Genomic DNA, 19,747 nt, shown 5'->3' on the forward strand with positions numbered 1-19,747 from the left:
ACTTGTGCGCCGGTCGTGGTGGAGCTGCCTAGAGTCGCTGCCATGGGCAGCCACGCCACGAAGCGCAACCTCCTCACCGATGTCGAGGACCAGGCCGCGAAGCACGGGATGGGCGCCGTGCTCGAGGGGCGGTTCCTGCGCGAGCAGCTCGACGCGGAGGGCGTCGGCCTGAGCCTCCAGCGCATCAAGCCGGGGCAGCGCGTGCCGTTCGGCCACCGCCACCGGCGCCAGGAGGAGCTCTACGTCGTGGTGCGCGGCGGGGGACGGGCGAAGGTCGAGGACGAGGTGCTCGAGCTGGGCCAGTGGGACGTCCTGCGGGTGGCCGCCGCGGCGTGGCGCGGGTTCGAGGCGGGGCCCGACGGGCTGGACGTCATCGCCTTCGGCGCGCCGGCCGGCGGCGATCGCAGCGAGGCCGAGACGGAGATGGGCTGGTGGGCGGACTGAGCTAGCCGGCCGGCGGCGCCGTCTGCGGCGTCGCCGTCGGGCCCGGCGTCGCGAGCGGGGGCGGGGCGGGCTGCTCCGGAGCCGCTGCGGGGCTCGGGGCGGGCGGCGAAGGAGGCGGCGACTCGGTCGTCGGCGCGGGCGTCGGCTCGGGCGCCGGCTGCGGGGCGGGCGTCGGTGCCGGTGTGGCTCCGGCCTCGCGCAGGATCCGCTCGCGGGAGCGCTCGCGCAGGGCACGCGCCTCGACCTGGGCGCGGAAGCGGTCGCGCTCCGTGGGCCGGCTGCGGGCCACCATCCGGCGGGCGCGGGCGTTGCAGGCGTCGTCCTTCGGGCCCTCGCAGCCCAGGGTCGCCTTGGCCTCGGTGAGCCGCTGCCACTTCAGGACCCGCTCCTCGAGCAGGTCGGGCTGCTCGCGGTCCTGGCGGTGGGCGACCGCCACGCCGCGCCCGCGCGGCGCGGGCGTGCCCGAGGCCGGGGTCGTCGTGTATGCGGGCGGGGCCGGCACCGCGACCGCCGGGCCGAGGGCGAGCGCGGCGCGGGTCGTCCTGCCGGGGGCGTCGCTGCGCTGCGCCCCACCGGGCGCGGGCTGACCGCTGGTGGTGGCGGCGCCCTCGCGCCGCGACGTCGTCTCGGCGTCCGGGCGCACGGCCGGCGCGCCCGCGAGCAGCACGGACGCGGCGCACGCTGCGGCGCAGAGCTTCGCGCTCAGCGCGCTCACGCTCGCCTCACCGGGCGCCTGGGCGAGGCTGAGGACCCGCAGCGAGGCGTCGCCGCGCACGAACGCCGTCGCGGCCGACCACCAGCCGAGCAGGCCGCCGCCGAGGACGGGCAGCGCGCGCGGGCCGCGGCCCAGCTCCGCTGCGAGGACGGCGCAGTCGTCGCAGCGGCGCACGTGGCGGTGCACGGCCGCCGAGGCGCGGATGCCGCGCGCGGCGCTGGTCCGCAGCGCGGCGCGGACGTCGTCGCAGCGCAGGCTCGTGCGCTCGTCGACGTGGCGGCGCACCGCCGCGCGGGCGCGCGCGACGAGGGCCTTGGCCGCCGGCTCGGGGGTCGTCAGCGTCTGGCCGATCTCGGCGAGCGTCGCGCCGCCCAGGGCGCTGAGGACGAACGCCCGGCGCTGGCGCTCGGGCAGCGCGTGGAGCGCGTCGAACGCCGCCTCGAGGTCCTCGCGGGTGCAGAGCGTCGCGTGGACGTCCGGCCCGGGCACCTCGAGCCCCTCCGACAGTGCGGTGCTCGTGCGCACCGCGGCGCTGCGCAGGGTGTCGAGCGCGCGGCGCAGGGCGACGGTGTAGAGCCAGGCCCGCGGCTGGTCGAGCCGGCCGCCGGCGCGCAGGTGGTGGACCGCCGCCTCGAAGGCCTCCTGGCAGGCGTCCTCGGCCAGCTCGCGCGACCCGACCCGCCGCTCCACCAGCCGCAGCACCGCGGCCCAGTGAGCGGTCAGCGCCTGCTCGTCGGGGTGGGCGGGCGGCGCGCAGGACGGGCTCGGCATCGCTCCGGTGACGGACGAACGCCGACGAGGTGACGCACCTTCGTCGGACACCGGCAGGGGCGTCACCGGCGGCCGCCTGGGCCGACGACCTGGTGCCCCCGTCGCGGGGCGCACCCACCACCACCGACTCCACGGAGGACGACCACCATGCAGCTCCGCATCCTCACACGGCCCGTGCTCGCCGCGGGCGCCGTCGCCGCCGCACTGGGGATGTCCCCGGCCGCGGCCTCCGCCGCCCCCGCCGCCCCCGCCGGCCCGCCCCCGCCCATCCCGTCCGACCCGGCCGACCCGCCGACGGTCACGGCCCACGTCGAGCTCCTCCGCGAGGACGGCAGCCTCATCCGCCGCTACGACTGCGCCTGGCAGACCGCGCCCGACACCGACGACTGCTGGTTCGTCGTCCACGACGGCCCGGATCGCGTGAGGTTCCTCAAGGCCCAGGGCGCCGCGAAGGCCACGACCACCACCGGCGTCCCGGGCCGCGGTCAGGGCGAGGGCACGCTCGAGCAGCGCGCCGACGGCACCTGGCTGTACCGCGGCTCGCACACCTTCGAGAACGGCTTCACCCGCACCTGGGGCTTCGTCGCCGATCCGTCCGGCACGACGTGGGTGCGCTGGGAGGTCTCGGACCAGCCGAGCACCGCCGGCGTCGCGCGCGCCTCGACCTCGCGCCGGGCGATCGGCCGGGCGTCGTCGAAGCTGAGGGCCAAGCGGAAGGTGCGCGGGCGCTAGCTCGCCCCGATGACGCCTCGTGCATGTCCTGCATGCACGAGGCGTCACGCGGCGCGCTCCAAGGCCGCCCGCAGCGCCGAGAGGACCGCGACCGGCTGCTCCTCGACCTGCACGCGGGTGAAGCGCAGCACCTGCCATCCACGAGCGACCGCGCGGGCGTCGCGGTCGTGGTCGCGGTTCCACTGCCGCACGTTGCCGTGCCACGTCCAGCTGTCCGTCTCGACGGCGACCCGCCGCTCGGGCCACGCGAAGTCGACGTGGTGGCCCTTCGCCAGACGATGCTGCGTGGCCGGCCGCGGCAGGCCGCCGTGCCGGCACAGGGCGAAGAAGGTGCGTTCGAGCTTGGAGCGCGTGCCCTCGTCCAACTGCTCGAGCAGGGCATCGAGCGACCGAGCCCCGGGTCGACGGAGCGCACGTGCCTCCAGCACGCGCGACACGTCCAGCTGGCGGCGGTGGAGGAGCTCCATGGCGAGGTCGAGCAGTCGGCCGCGCTCCCACTGCGCCGCGAGGTCGACGAGCGTCCGCGTCGGGGACGTGACGGGGATGCCATGACGGCGTGTGCGGTCGCTGGGCGTCAGGACCTTGGCGCGGTGCACGACGATGCCCGGCCGGCCGTCGGCCCGGCCGAGCGCGATCACGTCGACCTGCGGCCGGCGCTGCGGCGCGAGTCCGTGGAGCGCGGCGGCCGACTCGTGGCTCAGCACGCCGTTGCTCGCAAGCGTCGCGGCGAGCCAGCGTGCGTGCGGCGTGAGCACGGGTGTGACGCTGAAGACGCCGACGTGGACGCGGTGCAGCCAGCGTTGAGCCACGGCGTGCTGGATCGCGCCGCGCCCCCACCCGAGGTCGCGAAGCTGAGCCGTGGTGATCAGCGCGTGCTGCCGGCGCGCGATCTCGATGACGCCTCGTGCATGCATCACCTGCTCTAGGCGTCAACGGGTCGAAGTCCGCCCCCCTTGGCTGCCGCCGAGCGCAACGTCAAGGCCCCGGATTGCGCCCGAGCGCAACGCCGCCCCGCCCGCAGGACCGCACGTCCAACGCCCGCGGCGACGGCTTGGACCGCCACCCCGTACGGCCCGCGAGACCCACGCCGCAGGCTGCACCGCCATGAGCACCGTGGCCCAGCCGGCCGGGGCGTCCGCCCTCGCCGAGCCCAAGGCCCGGGAGCAGCACGGCCGCCTGTCGGCCGGCGCTCTCGGGCTCCCCAGCGTCCTGTTCTGCATCGTCACCGGCGCGGCGCCGCTGGCGGCGATGATGTTCAACGTCCCGATCACCGTCCTGGGTGGCGGGTTCGGGGCGCCGGCGGCGTTCCTGATCGCGACCGTCGTCCTGACGATCTTCTCCGTCGGCTACATCGAGATGAGCCGGCGGGTGACCGCGGCCGGCGGCTTCTACACGTTCGTCACGCGCGGGCTCGGACCGGTGGCCGGGCTGGGCTGCGGGATCCTCATCGCCTTCTGCTACATCGTCTTCGCGGCGGCGGTGATGGGCTCGCTGGGCTACTTCACCGCCACGAGCTTCGAGGCGTGGTTCGGCATCGACCTGCCCGGCTACGTCTACACGCTGCTCGGCCTCGCGGTCATCTCCGCCTTCGGCTGGTTCCACATCGAGCTGACCGCCAAGGTCCTCGGCGTCGCGCTCGTCGCGGAGGTCCTGGCGCTCACGATCCTCGCCGTCGGCGTGCTGGTCGCGGGCGGCGACAGCGGCCTGAGCCTGTCGCCGATCAACCCGGTCGAGGTCTTCGACAACGAGGGGGCCATCCAGACCTTCGGCGCCGCGGCGGCCGGCGTCGCCCTCTTCGGCGCGTTCTGGTCGTGGGTGGGCTTCGAGATGGCGCCCAACTACGCCGAGGAGTCGCGCGACCCCAAGCGCATCGCCAAGGCCGCGACGTACGGCTCGGTCATCGGCCTGGGCATCTTCTACGTCTTCATCAGCTGGGTCTTCGTGATGGGCTGGGGCACCGACGGCGTCGCCCCGGCGGTCAACGCCCAGTTCGAGGGCGAGTACGGCTCGGCCTTCTACCCCCTGACCGACCGCTACGTCGGCGGCGCGCTGACCACGGGCCTCGAGGTCCTCGTCATCACGAGCTCCTTCGCCTGCGCGATGGCCTTCTACAACACGGCCGCGCGCTACCTGTACTCGCTCTCGCGCGAGCGGATCCTCCCCGCCCAGCTCGGCCGGACCCACCCGGACCGCCACAGCCCGTACTTCGCCTCCATGGTCGTCACGGCGATCGTCGGCCTCTACGTCCTGGGCTTCACGCTCTACGACTCCTCCACCGAGGCGTCGCTGCTCAAGCTCGGGACCTGGTCGCCGCTGCTCGGCGTCCTCGGGATCCTCGCCGTCCAGGCCATCGCGTCCTTCGCGATCCTGCGCTACTTCCTCACCGCCGCGAAGGACGGCTTCCACTGGTTCAAGACGCTGGTCGCCCCCGTCATCGGCGGCCTCGCGCAGGTCGGTGCCTGCTGGCTGCTGATCGACAACCGCGGCGACCTCGCGGGCGACAGCGACGTCTTCTTCGTCAAGGCGATCCCGTGGCTCGTGGTCGGCGGCTTCCTCGTCGGCGTCGTCATGGCGCTCTGGCTGCGCAGCTCGGCCAAGGACGTCTACGCGGAGATCGGCGCCTACGAGCACGACGACCCCCAGGTCCACGAGCCCCGCGCGGCCGGCGGCGCCCTGAGCCCCGTCGGCGCCTGACGCCTCCCCCACCCCTCACCAGCACGTCAAGGAGCGAGCCATGAACCCGCTGACCACCCCTGCCCCCGACACCACGACGACCGCCCTGCACCCGCTCGAGCCGCTGAGCGCCGAGGAGGTCGAGGCCGCCGCCGCGGTCCTCAAGGCGCAGCGCGGCCTCGGCGCGAGCTGGCGCTTCGTCTTCGTGATGCTCCACGAGCCGCCCAAGGAGGCGGTGCGCGGCTGGACGCCCGAGCGGGCCGTCCCGCGCGAGGCCTTCGTCGTCCTGCGCGACCGCGAGACGCGCGGCACCTACGAGGCGACGGTGTCCCTGACCACCAAGGAGGTCCTGACCTTCGAGCGCGTCGAGGGCATGCAGGCGCCCATCACCATGGAGGAGTTCATGGCGACCGAGGAGCTGGTGCGCGCCGACGCGCGCTGGCAGGACGCCATGCGCAAGCGCGGGGTCGAGGACTTCGAGCTCTGCATGCTCGACCCCTGGGCCTCCTCCTACACCGGTCCGGCGGACGACCCCGGCACGCGCCGCATCTGCCGCCCGCTGACCTGGGTGCGCTCGGGCCCCGGCGACCACGGCTACGCGCGGCCGGTCGAGGGACTGCTCGTCGTCGTCGACCTCGACGAGATGGCCGTCGCGGAGGTCGTCGACCACGGCGTCGTCCCGCTGCCCCCCAAGCCGGGCAACTACGTCCCCGAGCTGCTCGGCGCCGACAACGTCCCGTCGGTCACCGCCCTGCGCGACGACGTCAAGCCGATCGACATCACCCAGCCGCAGGGCCCGAGCTTCTCGGTCGACGGCCATCACGTGATCTGGCAGAAGTGGCACCTGCGCCTGGGCTTCAACGCCAAGGAGGGCCTCGTCCTGCACGACGTCGGCTACGAGGACGGCGGCACCGTGCGCCCGATCATCGCGCGCGCGTCGCTCTCGGAGATGTACGTGCCCTACGGCGACCCGGCGCCCACCCACCAGTTCAAGAACGTCTTCGACATGGGCGAGTACGGCATCGGCTGGCTCGCCAACCCGCTGACCCTCGGCTGCGACTGCCTCGGCGACATCCGCTACTTCGACGGCGTCGTCAGCGACCAGGACGGCGGCGCGATGACGATCCCCAACGCCATCTGCATGCACGAGGAGGACGCCGGCATCAGCTGGAAGCACACGGACTTCCGCACCGAGGAGGTCGAGGTCCGCCGGCTGCGCCGCCTCGTCGTCTCGATGATCGCCACCGTCGGCAACTACGAGTACGGGTACTTCTGGTACCTCTACACCGACGGGACGATCGAGTACGAGGTCAAGCTCACCGGCGTGATCTCGACCGGCGCGGTGCCCGACGGCGTCAAGCCCAAGCACGGCACGCTCGTCGCCCCCGGCCTCTACGGCCCCCACCACCAGCACTTCTTCTGCGTGCGGCTGGACATGGAGGTCGACGGGCCGCAGAACACCGTCGTCGAGGTCGACTCCGAGCCCTTGCCCCTCGGCCCCGACAACCCCGTCGGCACGGCGTGGGTGACCAAGCGCAAGGTCCTCGCCACCGAGCAGGAGGCCCAGCGCGTCATCGACCCGCTGCGCGCGCGGTACTGGAAGGTCGAGAACCCGGGACGGCTCAACGGCGTCGGCGAGCCCGTCTCCTACAAGCTCATGCCGGGCGACAACGTCCTGCCGATGGCCCACGCCGACAGCCAGCAGGCCCCGCGCAGCGGCTTCGCCCACAAGCACCTGTGGGTGACGCCCTACGCGCCCGAGGAGCGCTACGCCGCGGGCGACTACCCCAACCAGCACCCCGGCGGCGAGGGCCTGCCGAAGTGGACGGCCGCCGACCGGCCGGTCGAGGACACGGACCTGGTCGTCTGGTACTCGTTCGGCGCCCACCACGTGGTGCGTCCCGAGGACTGGCCGGTCATGCCGGTGAGCCACATCGGCTTCAAGCTCAAGCCCGTCGGCTTCTTCGACGGCAACCCGGCGCTGGACATGCCCCGCAGCGCGGCCGGTGCGCACTGCGAGCACCACCACAGCGAGGGTCCGATCGTCTAGGGCTCCACGTGCCCTTCGCGCACGTCGGGGGTGTGCCGGTGGAGGAGGTCCTGGCCGCGGGCCCGGGCCTCCTCGCCGCCGGCGGCGCCTGCCTGGTGGTGCTGCGCGCGCGGGTGGCCGGCGGCGGCGAGGCTCAGCCGGCGGGCGGCGCCGGCGGCCCCGCGAAGAGGCGGTGGACGCGCAGGGCCGTCTCGAGCTCCGCCCGCCGCGCGGCGACGGGATGGCCGAGCAGGTCCTCGACGCGGCGCAGGCGGTAGGAGACCGTCCGCGGCGCCACCCCGAGCGTCGCGGCCGCGCCGGCGACGCTCTCGCGCGCGGCGAACCACGCCTCGAGCGTCTCGACCAGCGCGCCGTGGCGCCCCGGCTCGGCGGCGAGCGGGCCGAGCTCGGCGCGCGCGACGTCGGCGGCGGTGCGGGCGTCCCCCAGCGCGAGCGCCTCGAGCGCCGCGCTGCGCACGTCGACCAGGCCGGAGCCGCGCGACGTGGCGATCCGCGCGGCGAGCAGCGCCTGGCGGTGGGCGGCGGCGAAGCCCGCGGGCCCGCCGAGCCCCGCCGGCCCCTGCAGCCCCGCGGCGCGCAGGCGGTGCAGCGCCGCCGGCGCGTCGGCGGTGGCCAGCCACGCCCAGAGCCGGCCGTCGGGCGCCCGGACGGCCAGGTGCGGGACGCCGAGCGCGTCGGCCGTGGCCGCCACCGCCGCCTCGCCCGCCGGGTCCGCCGCGACGAGCGCGAGCTGCGTGGCACCGACGTCGTGCCCGAGCGCCTGCGCGTCGCCGCCGGCGAGCGCCGTCTGCACCAGGCGCAGTCGCCGCAACCCCGGCCACGCCTCGAGCCGGGCCCGCTCCGCGGCGTACTCGCGCGCGACGAGCGGCATGACGGCGTCCATGTAGGCGTGCACGGCCAGCGTGGCGGCGCGCAGCTCGCGCAGCGCCTCGCGCGGCTGGGCCACCGGCTCGCGGTCCAGCACCTCGAAGACGTGGTCGAGGACCACCTGCTCGCCCAGGCGGTAGGTGCGCAGCAGCGCCTGGACCTGCGCCCCGCACTGGGCGACGACGTCGGCCTCCAGGCGCGCGCCGTCCGGCAGGCCGCGCGGCGGCACCAGCGGCTCGCGCAGCGCGAGGACCATGAGCTCGGTGTTGTCCCTGGTGCTGCGCTGCACGGCATCGCGCAGCGCCGGGTCGTCGGTCACCCACAGCTCGGGCACCTCGCGCAGCTGGCGCTCCATGAGCTCCTCGACGATCGCGTCCGTCCGCTGCTGCACCCGGTCGGCGAGCACCGTGCCTGGGGCCTGGCTGTCGCGCATCCCCCGACGGTGCCAAGCGACTCGCGATCACGACACGGACCGCGGGCCAGAGCGCGTTGGACCGCGCGGCGCGTCGTGCTAGGTCTCGCAGGCGATGCCGTCGCCGTCGGGGTCGAGCCCGTAGGGGTCGGTGCCCACGGAGTCGAAGTCGGCGTCCGGGATGTCGCTGCAGCCGACGTCGCCGAGGTCGGTCGGGACGCAGGCGCCCTCGTAGTCGGCGGAGCAGGCGTCGCCGTCGGCGGAGGCGGTGTCCGTCGTGTCGGTGTCGGTCTCGTCGCCGATCGCGTCGGTGTCCGTGTCGCCGTAGAGGCCGTCGTCGGCGGTGACGGTGCGCGTGCGCGTCCGCGTGACCGTCTTCGTCACCGTGTCGGTCGCCGCGACGGTCACGACCCGGTCGACGGTGCGCTCACCGCCGCCACCGGCGCCGCCGATGACGATGCCGAGGACCAGCCCGGCCAGCGCGAGGGCGACCATCGCCGCCGTGGCCCGGCCGGTGGACATCTGCTCCATCGCGTCCGAGCATCACCGCCGGTTGACGCCGCGTCAAGCGCTACAGGGCCTCGAGCGCGACCAGCGCGGCCCCGCGTTCGCGCACGCGCTCGGTGAGCGGCGAGCCCAGCAGCTGCTCGGCGCGGGCCAGGCGACGGGCGACCGTGTTGCGGTGCAGCCCGAGGGCGTGGGCGGTGCGCGACTGGTCGTGGGCGGCGGCGTAGAACGCCGAGAGCGTCGCCCGCAGCAGGGCGGCGCCGGGAGCGGCGAGCGGGCCGAGCTCCTCGTCGGCGAAGCGCCGCGCGGCGTCGGCGTCGCGGGTGAGCAGGGCGGCGAGGGCGACGTCCTCGTAGCGGGTCAGCACCGCGTCGCCGCCGCGGCGGGCGACGACGAGCGCGAGGTCGGCCTGCTCGCGCGAGCGGGCGAAGCCGGCGGCGCCGTCCTGCGCGCTCCCGGCGACCGCGCGCAGGCCCGCCGCCGCCAGCGCCTCCGTGAGCGCCGACCACCTCGGCGCGGTGAGCCAGGCCACCACCGCGCCGCCGGGCTCGGCCACGAGCAGCGGCCGCTCGCTGCCGGCGGTGCGCAGCGCGGCCCGGACCTCGTCGACGAGGGCCTCGCCCTCCTGCCCGTCGCGCCACGCGAGCACCGCGACGTGCGCGCCGTCGAGGCGGTGGCCGAGCACGCGCTCGGCCTCCTCGGTGTCCACGACGGTGCCGGTGAGCAGCGCGCGCAGGACCTGGTCGCGGCGGGCGGCGTCGCGGCGGATGCTGGCCTCGCGCTCGGCGTCGTAGGCGGCGGCGACGTCGGCCATCGCGGCGTCCGCGTAGCGGAAGGTCAGCAGCCCGATCCGCGCGACGGCGGCGGTGACGTCGGCCTCGTCGGCCAGCGGCGCGAGCTCGACCGCCCGGGCGAAGGACGCCTCCTGGCCCAGGCGGTAGGAGCGCAGGAGCTCGGCGAGCGGGACGCCCTCGCGGGCGAGGTGCTGGCCGAACGCGAGCGCCGCGGGCGGCGCGTGGAAGCCGTCGGTGAGCCCGAGGCGCAGCACCTCCGCGAAGCCCTGGAGCAGCGCGCGCGTGCCCTCGGCCGCGAGCTGCCGGCGGCGCGGGTCGCCGACGACCGCGGGGACCTCGGCCTCCACGCGCTCGAGCACGAGCCGCGTCGCGGTCTCGCCCTGGAGCGCGACGTCGCGCCCGAGCACCTCCTCCAGCGTCGCCATCTGGTGCACAATGCACCACACAGCACCCTGGATGCAACGCAATCGCCCTTGCTGCGCTGCACCGCGCCCCGGGACACTCGCTCGCATGCTGCAGCAGGCAGGAGGGGCGCAGCCGGGGTCACGCGGGGTCGCCATCACGGGCGGCGCGCGCGGGATCGGGCTCGCCACCGCGAAGGCCCTCTCCGCCCAGGGGGACCGGGTGGTCCTCGGCGACCTCGACGGCGAGCTCGCCGCGCTCGAGGCGTCGAGGATCCCCGGGGCCGCCGGCTTCGCGCTCGACGTCACCGACGAGGCCTCCTTCGCCGGCTTCCTCGACGAGGCCCGCGCCCACCTCGGCCGCCTCGACGTCCTCGTCAACAACGCGGGGATCATGCCCACGGGCCCCTTCCTCGAGCAGTCGCCCGAGCTCGCCGCCCGCATGCTCGAGGTCAACGTCCTCGGCGTCGCCCGCGGCGTCCGGCTCGCGCTGCCCGAGATGCTCGAGCGCCGCCACGGCCAGGTCGTCAACGTCGCCTCGGTCGCCGGCCGCAGCGTGGCCGCGGGCATGGCCACCTACTGCGCGACGAAGCACGCCGTCGTCGGCCTCACCCGCGCCCTGCGCCGCGAGCACCACGCCAGCGGCGTGCGCTTCACGCTCGTCATGCCGTCGTTCACCAACACGCGCCTGGTCGACGGCGCCGACGCCGGACTCGTCCCCGTCGCCGAGCCCGGCGAGGTCGCGGCCGCGATCGCCCAGGCCATCGCCCAGCCGCGCGACGAGCTCGTCGTCCCGCGCGCCGCCGCCGTGCTCACCCACGCGATCGAGCGCCTCCTCCCCCGCGCCGCCGCCGACGCCCTCGCCCGCCGGCTCGGCGCCGACCGGATGTTCCTCACCGCCGACGGCCGCGATCGCGGTGCCGGCCCGACCCAGCGCGAGGCCGTGCTCCTCGGCGATCGCCCGTGAGGGCGACGACCCTCGCCGCGGCCGCCGGCCTCGCCGCTTCCGCGCTGTTCGCCGCGCTCCTCGCGGCAGCGGGAGCGGGACACCTCGACGGACCGCCTGCCGGCGTCCTGGCCCTGCCGCTCCTGGGCCTGGCCGTCGCGCCGGCGGTCCGCGAGGCGGTCCGCCGCGACGACGGGCGCCTGCTCCTCGTCCTCGGCGCCGCCTGGACGATCGCGCCGCTGCTCGACCAGCACCTGGTCGGGGCCGTCGCGGTCGACGGCACCCTCCCCCACCTCCTGCTGCACACCGCCGGCTGGGCGCCGCTCCTCGCCGGCTCCCAGCGCCTCACCCACCCGCGACCCGTCGTGATCCGATGACCGCCACCGCCACCAGGACCCAGACCCCCACGGTCGCCATCGTCGGCGCCGGCTTCGGCGGCCTCGCCGCCGCCATCGAGCTCAAGCGCCACGGCATCGAGTCCTTCACCGTACTCGAGCGCGCCGACCACGTCGGCGGGGTCTGGCAGGCCAACCAGTACCCCGGCGCCGCGTGCGACGTCCCGTCGGTCATCTACCAGTTCTCCTTCGCGCTCAAGCCGGACTGGTCGCGGCGCTTCGGCACGCAGGACGAGATCCGCCGCTACCTGCACGACGTCGCGCGCGAGCAGGGCGTGCTCGACCACGTCCGCTTCGGCGCCGAGGTCACCGCCGCCACGTTCGACGAGGGCACCGGCCGGTGGACGGTCGAGCTCGCCGGCGGGGAGCAGCTCGAGGTCGACGTCCTGCTCTGCGCCCCCGGGCAGCTCAGCCGCCCGAAGGTGCCCGACCTCCCGGGCCGCGCGGACTTCGCGGGCGCGCAGTTCCACTCGGCCGAGTGGGACCACGGCGTCAGCCTCGAGGGCAAGCGCGTCGTCGTCGTGGGCGGCGGCGCGAGCGCCGTCCAGGTCGTCCCGGCCATCGCCGACACCGCCGCGCACGTGACCGTCGTCCAGCGCTCGCCCAGCTGGATCGTCAACAAGTGGGACTGGACGCCCGGCCGCGTCGAGCGCGCGCTGATGCGCTCGCCGCGCGCGCAGCGGCTCTACCACAACGCGATGTGGCTCTGGTTCGAGTCGCGCTACCCCGTGGTCAAGCGCGCGAGCCGGCCGCTGCGCTGGGCGTGGGAGCAGGAGCGCAAGGCGACGATGCGCCGCATCCTCAAGGACCCCCAGAAGGTCAGGGCCTGCACGCCCGACTACCAGATGGGCTGCAACCGGCTGCTGCTCTCGCGCGCCTGGTACCCGACCCTCGCACGCCCGGACGTCGACGTCGTGGGCGCGGGCGTCGACCGGCTCACGGCCGGTGGCGTGGTCTGCAGCGACGGCACCCACGTGGCCGCCGACGTCGTCGTGTGGTGCACGGGCTTCACCGCCACCGAGTACCTCGCGCCCATGGAGATCACGGGGCGCGGCGGGCGGACGATCCGCGAGGCGTGGGCCGAGGGCCCCGAGGCCTACCTCGGGCTGACGACGCCCGGCTTCCCGAACCTCTTCATGAGCTACGGCCCCAACACCGGGTCGCTGACCAACACGATCGTCTACCTGCTCGAGCGCCAGGCGTCCTACATGCGCCAGGCCGTCGAGCACCTCGGCGCCCGCGGCGGCTGGATCGACGTGCGCGAGGATGTCCACGCCGCCTTCAACGCCGAGGTGCAGGAGCGGCTGGCCGGGACGGTCTTCACCACGGGCTGCCCCGGCTGGTACACGACCGACTCGGGGAAGGTGACCCAGGTCTGGTGTGGCAGCCACGTCGAGTACGGCAAGCGCGTGGCCCGCTTCGACCCGCGCGCCTACGAGCACCACCCGGCGCGTGACCGCACGCCCGACGAGCCCCAGGAGGTCGCGGCGTGAGCGCGACGATCGACCGGCCGGCCCCCGCGCCCGCCACCTACCTGCGCCCCGGCGAGCGGCTCGACCGCCCGCCCGTCGCCCTCATCCCCGAGCGCGACCGGCCCGACGGCCCGGTGACCACCTCCCGCCTGCGCCGCAGCGTCGCCGCCTACGCCGCGATGGCCGGCGCGGGAGCGGTCGCCGCGCGCGTCCTGGGCGCCCGCCCGGCCGCGAACGCCGCGCTGGGCACCGTCCTGCCCGGCGCCGGCTACCTCAGCGCCGGTCGGCCGGTCGCCTTCGCCTCGACGCAGGCCGCCTTCGGCCTGTCGCTCGTCGCGTGGCTGGGCAGCGGCAACGTCGTCGCGCCCGTCGCGACGTGGGCGGGCAGCGCGCTGCACAGCGCCCGGCGCCCCGCCGCCCGCCGCGGCGCCACCACCGCCGTGCCCGCCACCGCCGCTGCCGTCCTGGCCTCCGGCTGGGCCGCGCGCGAGCTCGCCCATCGCGGCGCCGTCCGCCGGCGCGACCGGCGCAACGCCCGCCTGCGCGCGCTGGCGGCCGACGAGGCCGTCAGCGCGGCCCCGCGCGTCGAGACGCCGAAGGGCCCCGCCCGCCCCCAGGTCGGTCCCGAGCTCACCGCCGACGAGCTCGCCCACGCCCGCTGGGTGCTCGACCGCGCCCTGCAGCCCGTCGACCAGTTCGAGGGCTTCGACAAGATCGAGCAGTTCCAGACGAGCTCGGTCCGCTACCAGGTCACCACGCTCGGCCACGCGCTGTCGACGCTGCAGTTCGAGCGCACGCCGGCCTTCCACGGCTACCTGTCCGAGGCCCAGCGCCGCCTCATCGACAAGTGGCAGGAGCGCATCTGCTGGGCCTACTGGGCCAAGGAGTCGGTCTGGGGCCACCTCGCCTACAACCCCGACCCCGTCCCGCGCGACAACATCATGCTCACGGGCTGGCTGGGCTACCAGATCGCCTCCTACGCCTCGAACACCGGCGACCGCCGCTACGAGGAGCCCGGCTCGATCACGTTCCGCCACCCGCGCGGCCAGGCCTACGAGCACTCCTTCCACTCGATCGTCCACGCCCTCGTGCGCGGCTTCGAGGGCTCGGACTTCACGCTCTTCCCCTGCGAGCCCAACTGGATCTACGCGCTGTGCAACGGCTACGGCGTCCTGCCCCTGCCGGTGCACGACCGGCTCCACGGCACGGACTTCTCCGAGCGCGTGCTGCCGAGCTTCCGCCGCGCGTTCGAGCAGGAGTTCCTGAGCGTCGACGGCCGGACCGTCGGCATCCGGTCCTCGCTCACCGGCTTCTCGCTGCCGGCGATGACGTCGATCCTCAGCGACTGCGCGGTGATCTGGCAGCTCTCCCCCGTCTTCCCCGACCTCGCCCGCGGCCTCTGGGAGGTCGTGCGCGACGAGTGGATCGAGGTCCCCTCCACGGGGCCGGTCCGGATCGCCATGAAGGGCTGGGACAAGGTCGACCTGGGCAACTACAAGCGCGAGGTCCCGGCCACCGCGTTCAGCGCGATCAGCTGGGCGGCGCTCGAGATGGGCGACACGGAGCTCGCCGCCCGCCTGCGTGCCGACGCCGAGGCGACGCTCGACCCGGTCGTCGACGGCGGCGTCAAGCACTATCGCCGCATCTCGACGCTGAACAACGGCGCACTGCTCGGCGCGTTCGCCGGCGGGGTGAGCACCCACCGCCGGCGGATCGCGGGCGGCCTGCCCGAGGCGCTGGCGCGCGGTCCCGTCCTCGACGGCGCCGCCTACCCGGACGTCCTGGTCGCGCGGGCCACGAGCGACGGCGAGGACCTCGAGCTCGTGCTGCGCCCCGGTCGCGACGACGCCGGACGCCAGACCCTGGAGGTCGCCCGCCTGACGCCGGGCCGGACCTACGCCCTGCGCGGAGCGACGACCGAGGCGGTCACCGCCGGCCCGGACGGCAGAGCCCGCGTGGACGTCGACCTGGACGGGCGCACCGAGGTGCGCCTGGTCCCGGAGGCCTGAGCGATGTGCCCCGCATGCCTGGCGGTCGCGGCCCTGGTGGGCGCCGTCTTCCGCCCGTGGCGGGCACGCCGGCGGGCGCACGCCGCGGCCGAGGCCGCGGCGTGGCGCCCTGAGGCGTCCTAGGCGACGAGCTTGAACTCGCCGACGAGGCGCGCGAGCTCCTCGGCGGTCTGGTTCAGCGTCCCGGCCGACGCGGCGATCTGCTCCGTCGCGGTCGACGTCTGCTGCGTGGAGGCGGAGACCTGCTGCGTGGCGGCCGAGGTCTGCTCGGACACCGTGGCGACCGCGTCCACCTCCTCGCCCATGCGCTGCGAGGTGTGCGACAGGTGGTCGACCGCCGCGGCGATCTCCCCGACGCGCGCGCCCATCTCCTCGACCTGGGCGGAGATCCGCTCGAAGGCCGCACGGGCCTGCTCCACGGTCTGCGCGCCCTGGTCGGTGCGGTCGGCGCCGAGCTCGACGACCGACACGGCCCGCGAGGTCTCGGCCTGGATCTCCCGGATCAGCTCGGCGATGGAGCCCGCGGCCTTCGAGGACTCCTCGGCGAGCTTGCGGACCTCCTCGGCGACCACGGCGAAGCCGCGGCCCTGCTCCCCGGCCCGGGCCGCCTCGATGGCGGCGTTGAGCGCCAGGAGGTTCGTCTGCTCGGAGATGCCGGTGATGGCGTCGACGATGCCGCCGATCTGCTCGGACTTCGCGCCCAGGCCGCGGATGGCCTCGGTCGCCTGCCCGGAGGCATCGCGCACCGCCGCCATGGCCTCGGTGGCCTGGCGGACGGCGTCGGCACCCTCGCCGGCCAGCTCCCGCGCGGCGACGGCCGCCTTCGTGGTCTCGTCGGCCGTGCGGGCCGACGTGCGCGCCGCGTCGAGCATGTCGCCGGTCAGGCGACGGGCGCCCTCGACGGCCTGGACCTGGCGCTCGGCGCCGCCGGCGACGTCGTCGACCGCGTGGGCGATCTCCGCGACGGCGCGGCCGGTGTCCTGCGACGTCGTGGCCATCTCGGCCGAGGCGCTCGACAGCGTGCGCGCGCCCTGCGAGACGCGGCTGATCATGCCGCCCAGCCCGTCGAGCGAGCGGTTGTAGCTCTCGATCGAGGCGGCGGTGTCGCGGCGGATCTCCTCCACGACCTCGGCGACCGTGCCGATCTCGTCCGACGAACGAGGCGTGACGGCCTCGGTCTGCGCCGTCGCCCGGACCGTCAGGTCGCCCTGGGCGACGGCGTCGAGGCCGCGGCGCAGGTCGGCGGTGTCCTGCTCGCGCAGGGAGCGCAGCGCCTTGACGATGTCGCCGACGCTGCGGCGCAGCAGCGCCGAGATGCGCAGCGACAGGCCGGCGCCCACCAGGACCGCCAGCAGCAGCGTGAGGAGGATGGCCTTCCTGCCGTTGCCGTAGGCGTCGTCGATCTTGTCGTTGGAGGCGGTGGCGAACTTGTCCGACGCGGCGGAGAAGGAGCCGGCGAACGTCTCGATGTCGGCGGCGGCCTTGGGGATCTCGACGCCTGCCTTGGCCTGCGCGTCCTTGGTGGACTTCGGGTTGATCGCCGTGGCGAGCGCGCTGTTGTAGCGGGTCACGGCGTCGGTGATCTTCGCCGCGGCGGCCTGCTGCTCGGGCGGCGCCGCCTTCAGCGACGCGAGCGCGACCTTGAGGTTCTTCTGGTCCTGGCGGATGGCGGGCAGGATCGGCTTGCCCTGCTTCGCGGTGCCGGCCTTCTCAGGGCCGTACTGGAGGACGAGCTTCTCGTAGCGGGTGGACTGGAGCATGAGGTCCTTGGCGAGGCCCTGGATCCAGACGGCGGCGACCGTCGGGGTGTAGGCCTTGTCGTGCAGGTCGTGGCCCGACTGCTTGACGGACCCGAGCTGGCCGATCGCCACGAACGACCCGATCGCGCAGAGCACGATCAGGGCCGCCGAGGTCCCCAGGAGCTTGGTGCGGATGGAGAGGCGCATGACCAGGGTCATCGGCCGGACGTGCGACATCTTCGTGCAGATCCCCGGTTCCGGGGGTCCGGCGGCGCGCTGCCGCCGCCGATCGGGCGTCAGTGGACAGATCGACGACGAACGGCAGCGCGCCACCGGCCGGTAGGGGGAGGGTCAGCGCTGGCGGGCGGGATCGAGCACGGCCTTGACGACGTCCTTGGCGACCGCGCTGATGCTCGCCGGCTCGCCGCCCTGCTCGGCGCGGCGCGTGACGAGCTCCCGCAGACCGCCGACGAGCATGACCGCCGTCTCCGGCGCCACGGGCGGCACCCCGGCGTCGCGCATGCTCTCCGTGTCCGCCAGGCGCATCACCAGGTCGGCGAAGCGGTCCATCAGCGCCCGCTCGCGCGCGACCGCCGCCGCGCCGAGCGCCGGCAGCTCGCGGGCGTAGCTCACCATCAGGTCCGCGTCGAGCGCGAGGCCCGCGACGTACGCGTCGATGGCCTGGTCGACCTGGCGGTCCCAGGGCGCGGCCGGGTCGACGGCAGCCTCGACGTGCTCCACGAGTGCCGTTCCCGTGGCCTCGAAGAGCTCGAGGTAGCACGTCTCCTTGTCGGGGAACTGCTCGTAGAACGTCCGTCGCGACGTGCGCGCGTGGCGCACGACGTCCGAGATCTTGGTCTGCCGGAAGCCCTTCTCGCGCACGGACGCGGCCATCCCCGCGAGCAGCCGCTCGCGATGGCCCGTGCTGGCGGGCGGCGCCTGCGCAGCGACCTCGCTCATCCTCGGCCCAACGTACCCGCGCCGCAGGACGCCGAGCGCCAGGATGCAGGGGGATGGCCGCGGCGGTGCGCAACCTCATCAACGTCAAGGCGGTCGACAAGGGCTACGGCAGCCGGTCGGTCCTGCGCGACGTGACCCTCGGCGTGGCGGCCGGCGAGCGCATCGGCGTCGTCGGGCGCAATGGCGAGGGCAAGTCGACGCTGCTGGCGCTGCTCACCGGCGCCGAGGAGCCCGACGCCGGCGCGGTCACGCGGGCCGGCGACCTCCAGCTCGGCGTGGTCGGCCAGGCCGACGAGCTGTCCTCGGAGCGGACGGTGCGCGAGGAGCTCGTCGGCGGCCGCGCCGACCACGAGTGGGCGAGCGATGCCCGCTTCCGCGACGTCCTGGACGGCCTGCTCGGCGGCGTGGCCCTCGCCCGCTTCCCGCAGGGGCTCGACACGCCCGTCGGGCCGCTGTCGGGCGGCGAGCGCCGGCGCATCGCGCTGGCCCGCGCGCTGCTCGACGACCCCGAGCTCCTCGTGCTGGACGAGCCGACCAACCACCTGGACGTCGAGGGCGTCGACTGGCTCGCCCGCCACCTCGCCGCGCGCCGCGGCACGCTGCTCGTCGTCACCCACGACCGCTGGTTCCTCGACGCCGTCTGCACCCACACGTGGGAGGTCGCCGACGGCGGCGTCCACCAGCACGAGGGCGGCTACGCGGCCTACGTCCTCGCCCGCGCCGAGCGCGACCGCGTCGAGGCGGCGCGCGACGCCCGCCGCCGCCAGCTCGTGCGCAAGGAGCTGGCGTGGCTGCGCCGCGGGCCGCCTGCGCGCACGTCCAAGCCGAAGTTCCGCATCGAGGCGGCGACGGCGCTCATCGCCGACGAGCCCGAGCCGCGCGACCGCGTCGAGCTCCTGCGCTTCTCCACCGCGCGCCTGGGCGACAGCGTGCTGGACGCCGAGGAGGTGGCCGTCGCCTTCGGCGACAAGGTCCTGCTGCGTGGGGCGACCTGGCGGCTCGGTCCCGGCGACCGCGTCGCGCTCGTCGGCGTCAACGGCTCGGGGAAGTCCACGTTGCTGCGCGTGCTGGCGGGCGCGGTCGAGCCGCAGTCGGGCCTGGTCAAGCGGGGGGCGACCGTGCAGCTGGCGATGCTCAGCCAGGACGCCGTCGAGCTGCCGGGCCACCTGCGGGTGCTCGAGGCGCTCGAGGAGGTGCGGGGCCGCATCCGCCTGGCCGACGGCCGCGAGCTCACGGCCGGCTCGCTGGCCGAGCGCTTCGGCTTCCGCGGCGACCGGGCCCGCACGCCCGTGCGCGACCTCAGCGGCGGCGAGCGCCGGCGCCTGCAGCTCATGCGGCTGCTCATGGGCGAGCCCAACGTCCTGCTGCTCGACGAGCCCACCAACGACCTCGACACGGACACGCTCGCCGCGCTCGAGGACCTCCTCGACGGCTGGCCGGGGACGCTCGTCGTCGTCAGCCACGACCGCTACTTCGTCGAGCGCGTCTGCGACGACGTGCACTGCCTCGACGGGACGGGGAAGGTCCGCCACCTCCCCGGCGGCATCGACCAGTACCTCGCGGAGCGCCGCGACGCCGAGGCGGCGCTGAGCGCGCCGCCCGCCGCGGCCGCCCCGGCGGCGGGCGCCAAGCCCGCCGGCGCCGTCCTGCGCGACGCGCGCAAGGCCGCCGACCGCGCGGAGCGGGCGCTCGAGAAGCTCGCCGGCCGCGAGGCCGCCCTCCACGAGGAGATGGCGGGCTCCGCGACCGACCACGCGCGCCTGCGCGAGCTCGACGACGAGCTGCGGGCGCTGCGCGAGCAGCGCGAGGAGCTGGAGGCCGCCTGGCTGGCGGCCTCCGAGCTCCTCGAGGGGTGAGCCC

At 75.4% G+C, this 19,747-nt stretch carries 16 protein-coding genes; 9 read left to right on the forward strand and 7 right to left on the reverse strand.

Going from position 1 to position 19,747, the window contains the following annotated elements; translation table 11 throughout:
• Positions 1 to 42: 42 nt before the first annotated feature.
• A complete protein-coding gene (locus JUB12_RS04880) occupies positions 43 to 444 on the forward strand; it encodes a cupin domain-containing protein (protein WP_205698503.1) in 402 nt (133 codons plus the stop codon).
• A 1-nt stretch (position 445) separates the two neighbouring features.
• Here the strand turns inward: JUB12_RS04880 and JUB12_RS04885 are convergent, their stop codons facing one another.
• The gene (locus JUB12_RS04885) at positions 446 to 1,930 is read right to left on the reverse strand and encodes an RNA polymerase sigma factor (RefSeq protein WP_205698504.1); all 1,485 of its coding nucleotides are present in this window, start codon (positions 1,928 to 1,930) and stop codon (positions 446 to 448) included.
• 147 nt (positions 1,931 to 2,077) lie between these two features.
• Between JUB12_RS04885 and JUB12_RS04890 the strand changes: the two genes are divergently transcribed.
• Positions 2,078 to 2,662 (forward strand): hypothetical protein, encoded by a 585-nt coding sequence (locus JUB12_RS04890; RefSeq protein ID WP_205698505.1) that lies wholly within the window; start codon positions 2,078 to 2,080, stop codon positions 2,660 to 2,662.
• Between the two features lie 44 nt (positions 2,663 to 2,706).
• Here JUB12_RS04890 and JUB12_RS04895 read toward each other — a convergent pair whose 3' ends face one another.
• Complete coding sequence (locus JUB12_RS04895) at positions 2,707 to 3,576, reverse strand: type IV toxin-antitoxin system AbiEi family antitoxin (RefSeq protein ID WP_205698506.1); 870 nt, start codon at positions 3,574 to 3,576, stop codon at positions 2,707 to 2,709.
• Between the two features lie 190 nt (positions 3,577 to 3,766).
• Between JUB12_RS04895 and JUB12_RS04900 the strand changes: the two genes are divergently transcribed.
• Entirely contained in the window at positions 3,767 to 5,356 is a 1,590-nt protein-coding gene (locus JUB12_RS04900) for an APC family permease (protein ID WP_205698507.1), read from the forward strand.
• A 40-nt stretch (positions 5,357 to 5,396) separates the two neighbouring features.
• Positions 5,397 to 7,385, forward strand: coding sequence for a primary-amine oxidase (locus tag JUB12_RS04905; RefSeq protein WP_205698508.1), 1,989 nt, complete (start codon positions 5,397 to 5,399; stop codon positions 7,383 to 7,385).
• A gap of 133 nt (positions 7,386 to 7,518) precedes the next feature.
• Here JUB12_RS04905 and JUB12_RS04910 read toward each other — a convergent pair whose 3' ends face one another.
• The 3 genes from JUB12_RS04910 to JUB12_RS04920 all read right to left on the reverse strand — a co-directional run bounded on the left by JUB12_RS04910 (position 7,519) and on the right by JUB12_RS04920 (position 10,390).
• Entirely contained in the window at positions 7,519 to 8,685 is a 1,167-nt protein-coding gene (locus JUB12_RS04910) for a PucR family transcriptional regulator (protein WP_205698509.1), read from the reverse strand.
• Positions 8,686 to 8,763: 78 nt separating this feature from the next.
• On the reverse strand, positions 8,764 to 9,195 hold the full coding sequence (locus JUB12_RS04915) for a hypothetical protein (protein WP_205698510.1): 432 nt from the start codon (positions 9,193 to 9,195) through the stop codon (positions 8,764 to 8,766).
• Between the two features lie 40 nt (positions 9,196 to 9,235).
• Complete coding sequence (locus JUB12_RS04920) at positions 9,236 to 10,390, reverse strand: CdaR family transcriptional regulator (RefSeq protein WP_205698511.1); 1,155 nt, start codon at positions 10,388 to 10,390, stop codon at positions 9,236 to 9,238.
• 85 nt (positions 10,391 to 10,475) lie between these two features.
• On the opposite strand from JUB12_RS04920, the gene JUB12_RS04925 reads away from it, so the two are divergent.
• Genes JUB12_RS04925 through JUB12_RS04940 form a run of 4 tightly spaced genes read left to right on the forward strand, consistent with a single transcriptional unit; the run spans position 10,476 to position 15,188 of the window.
• On the forward strand, positions 10,476 to 11,333 hold the full coding sequence (locus tag JUB12_RS04925) for an SDR family NAD(P)-dependent oxidoreductase (protein ID WP_205698512.1): 858 nt from the start codon (positions 10,476 to 10,478) through the stop codon (positions 11,331 to 11,333).
• Positions 11,330 to 11,689, forward strand: a complete 360-nt coding sequence (locus JUB12_RS04930; protein WP_205698513.1) for a hypothetical protein — start codon at positions 11,330 to 11,332, stop codon at positions 11,687 to 11,689. The genes JUB12_RS04925 and JUB12_RS04930 overlap by 4 nt, the downstream gene beginning before the upstream one ends.
• Positions 11,686 to 13,200 (forward strand): NAD(P)/FAD-dependent oxidoreductase, encoded by a 1,515-nt coding sequence (locus JUB12_RS04935; RefSeq protein ID WP_205698514.1) that lies wholly within the window; start codon positions 11,686 to 11,688, stop codon positions 13,198 to 13,200. Before JUB12_RS04930 ends, JUB12_RS04935 begins: the two co-directional genes overlap by 4 nt.
• Positions 13,197 to 15,188 (forward strand): hypothetical protein, encoded by a 1,992-nt coding sequence (locus JUB12_RS04940; protein ID WP_205698515.1) that lies wholly within the window; start codon positions 13,197 to 13,199, stop codon positions 15,186 to 15,188. Before JUB12_RS04935 ends, JUB12_RS04940 begins: the two co-directional genes overlap by 4 nt.
• Positions 15,189 to 15,307: 119 nt before the next feature.
• Here JUB12_RS04940 and JUB12_RS04945 read toward each other — a convergent pair whose 3' ends face one another.
• Both JUB12_RS04945 and JUB12_RS04950 read right to left on the reverse strand, forming a co-directional pair.
• The gene (locus tag JUB12_RS04945) at positions 15,308 to 17,164 is read right to left on the reverse strand and encodes a methyl-accepting chemotaxis protein (protein WP_205698516.1); all 1,857 of its coding nucleotides are present in this window, start codon (positions 17,162 to 17,164) and stop codon (positions 15,308 to 15,310) included.
• Positions 17,165 to 17,278: 114 nt separating this feature from the next.
• Positions 17,279 to 17,887 carry a TetR/AcrR family transcriptional regulator gene (locus JUB12_RS04950; RefSeq protein ID WP_205698517.1) on the reverse strand — a complete coding sequence of 203 codons (609 nt, stop codon included), beginning with the start codon at positions 17,885 to 17,887 and terminating at the stop codon, positions 17,279 to 17,281.
• Between the two features lie 53 nt (positions 17,888 to 17,940).
• On the opposite strand from JUB12_RS04950, the gene JUB12_RS04955 reads away from it, so the two are divergent.
• Positions 17,941 to 19,743: an ABC-F family ATP-binding cassette domain-containing protein gene (locus tag JUB12_RS04955; protein WP_205698518.1), complete on the forward strand. Its 1,803-nt coding sequence runs from the start codon at positions 17,941 to 17,943 to the stop codon at positions 19,741 to 19,743.
• The last annotated feature ends 4 nt before the right edge of the window (positions 19,744 to 19,747 follow it).

The sequence above is a fragment of the Conexibacter sp. SYSU D00693 genome, from assembly GCF_017084525.1.
Classification (GTDB): Bacteria; Actinomycetota; Thermoleophilia; order Solirubrobacterales; family Solirubrobacteraceae; genus Baekduia.

Bases quoted from the DNA above. Each gene is read 5' to 3' on its own strand.
- JUB12_RS04890 (WP_205698505.1), top strand. From the start codon at position 2,078: ATGCAGCTCCGCATCCTCACACGGCCCGTGCTCGCCGCGGGCGCCGTC.
- JUB12_RS04905 (WP_205698508.1), top strand. From the start codon at position 5,397: ATGAACCCGCTGACCACCCCTGCCCCCGACACCACGACGACCGCCCTG.
- JUB12_RS04915 (WP_205698510.1), bottom strand. From the start codon at position 9,195: ATGGAGCAGATGTCCACCGGCCGGGCCACGGCGGCGATGGTCGCCCTC.
- JUB12_RS04900 (WP_205698507.1), top strand. From the start codon at position 3,767: ATGAGCACCGTGGCCCAGCCGGCCGGGGCGTCCGCCCTCGCCGAGCCC.
- JUB12_RS04955 (WP_205698518.1), top strand. From the start codon at position 17,941: ATGGCCGCGGCGGTGCGCAACCTCATCAACGTCAAGGCGGTCGACAAG.
- JUB12_RS04880 (WP_205698503.1), top strand. From the start codon at position 43: ATGGGCAGCCACGCCACGAAGCGCAACCTCCTCACCGATGTCGAGGAC.
- JUB12_RS04950 (WP_205698517.1), bottom strand. From the start codon at position 17,887: ATGAGCGAGGTCGCTGCGCAGGCGCCGCCCGCCAGCACGGGCCATCGC.
- JUB12_RS04920 (WP_205698511.1), bottom strand. From the start codon at position 10,390: ATGGCGACGCTGGAGGAGGTGCTCGGGCGCGACGTCGCGCTCCAGGGC.
- JUB12_RS04910 (WP_205698509.1), bottom strand. From the start codon at position 8,685: ATGCGCGACAGCCAGGCCCCAGGCACGGTGCTCGCCGACCGGGTGCAG.
- JUB12_RS04885 (WP_205698504.1), bottom strand. From the start codon at position 1,930: ATGCCGAGCCCGTCCTGCGCGCCGCCCGCCCACCCCGACGAGCAGGCG.
- JUB12_RS04945 (WP_205698516.1), bottom strand. From the start codon at position 17,164: ATGTCGCACGTCCGGCCGATGACCCTGGTCATGCGCCTCTCCATCCGC.
- JUB12_RS04895 (WP_205698506.1), bottom strand. From the start codon at position 3,576: ATGCATGCACGAGGCGTCATCGAGATCGCGCGCCGGCAGCACGCGCTG.
- JUB12_RS04925 (WP_205698512.1), top strand. From the start codon at position 10,476: ATGCTGCAGCAGGCAGGAGGGGCGCAGCCGGGGTCACGCGGGGTCGCC.
- JUB12_RS04935 (WP_205698514.1), top strand. From the start codon at position 11,686: ATGACCGCCACCGCCACCAGGACCCAGACCCCCACGGTCGCCATCGTC.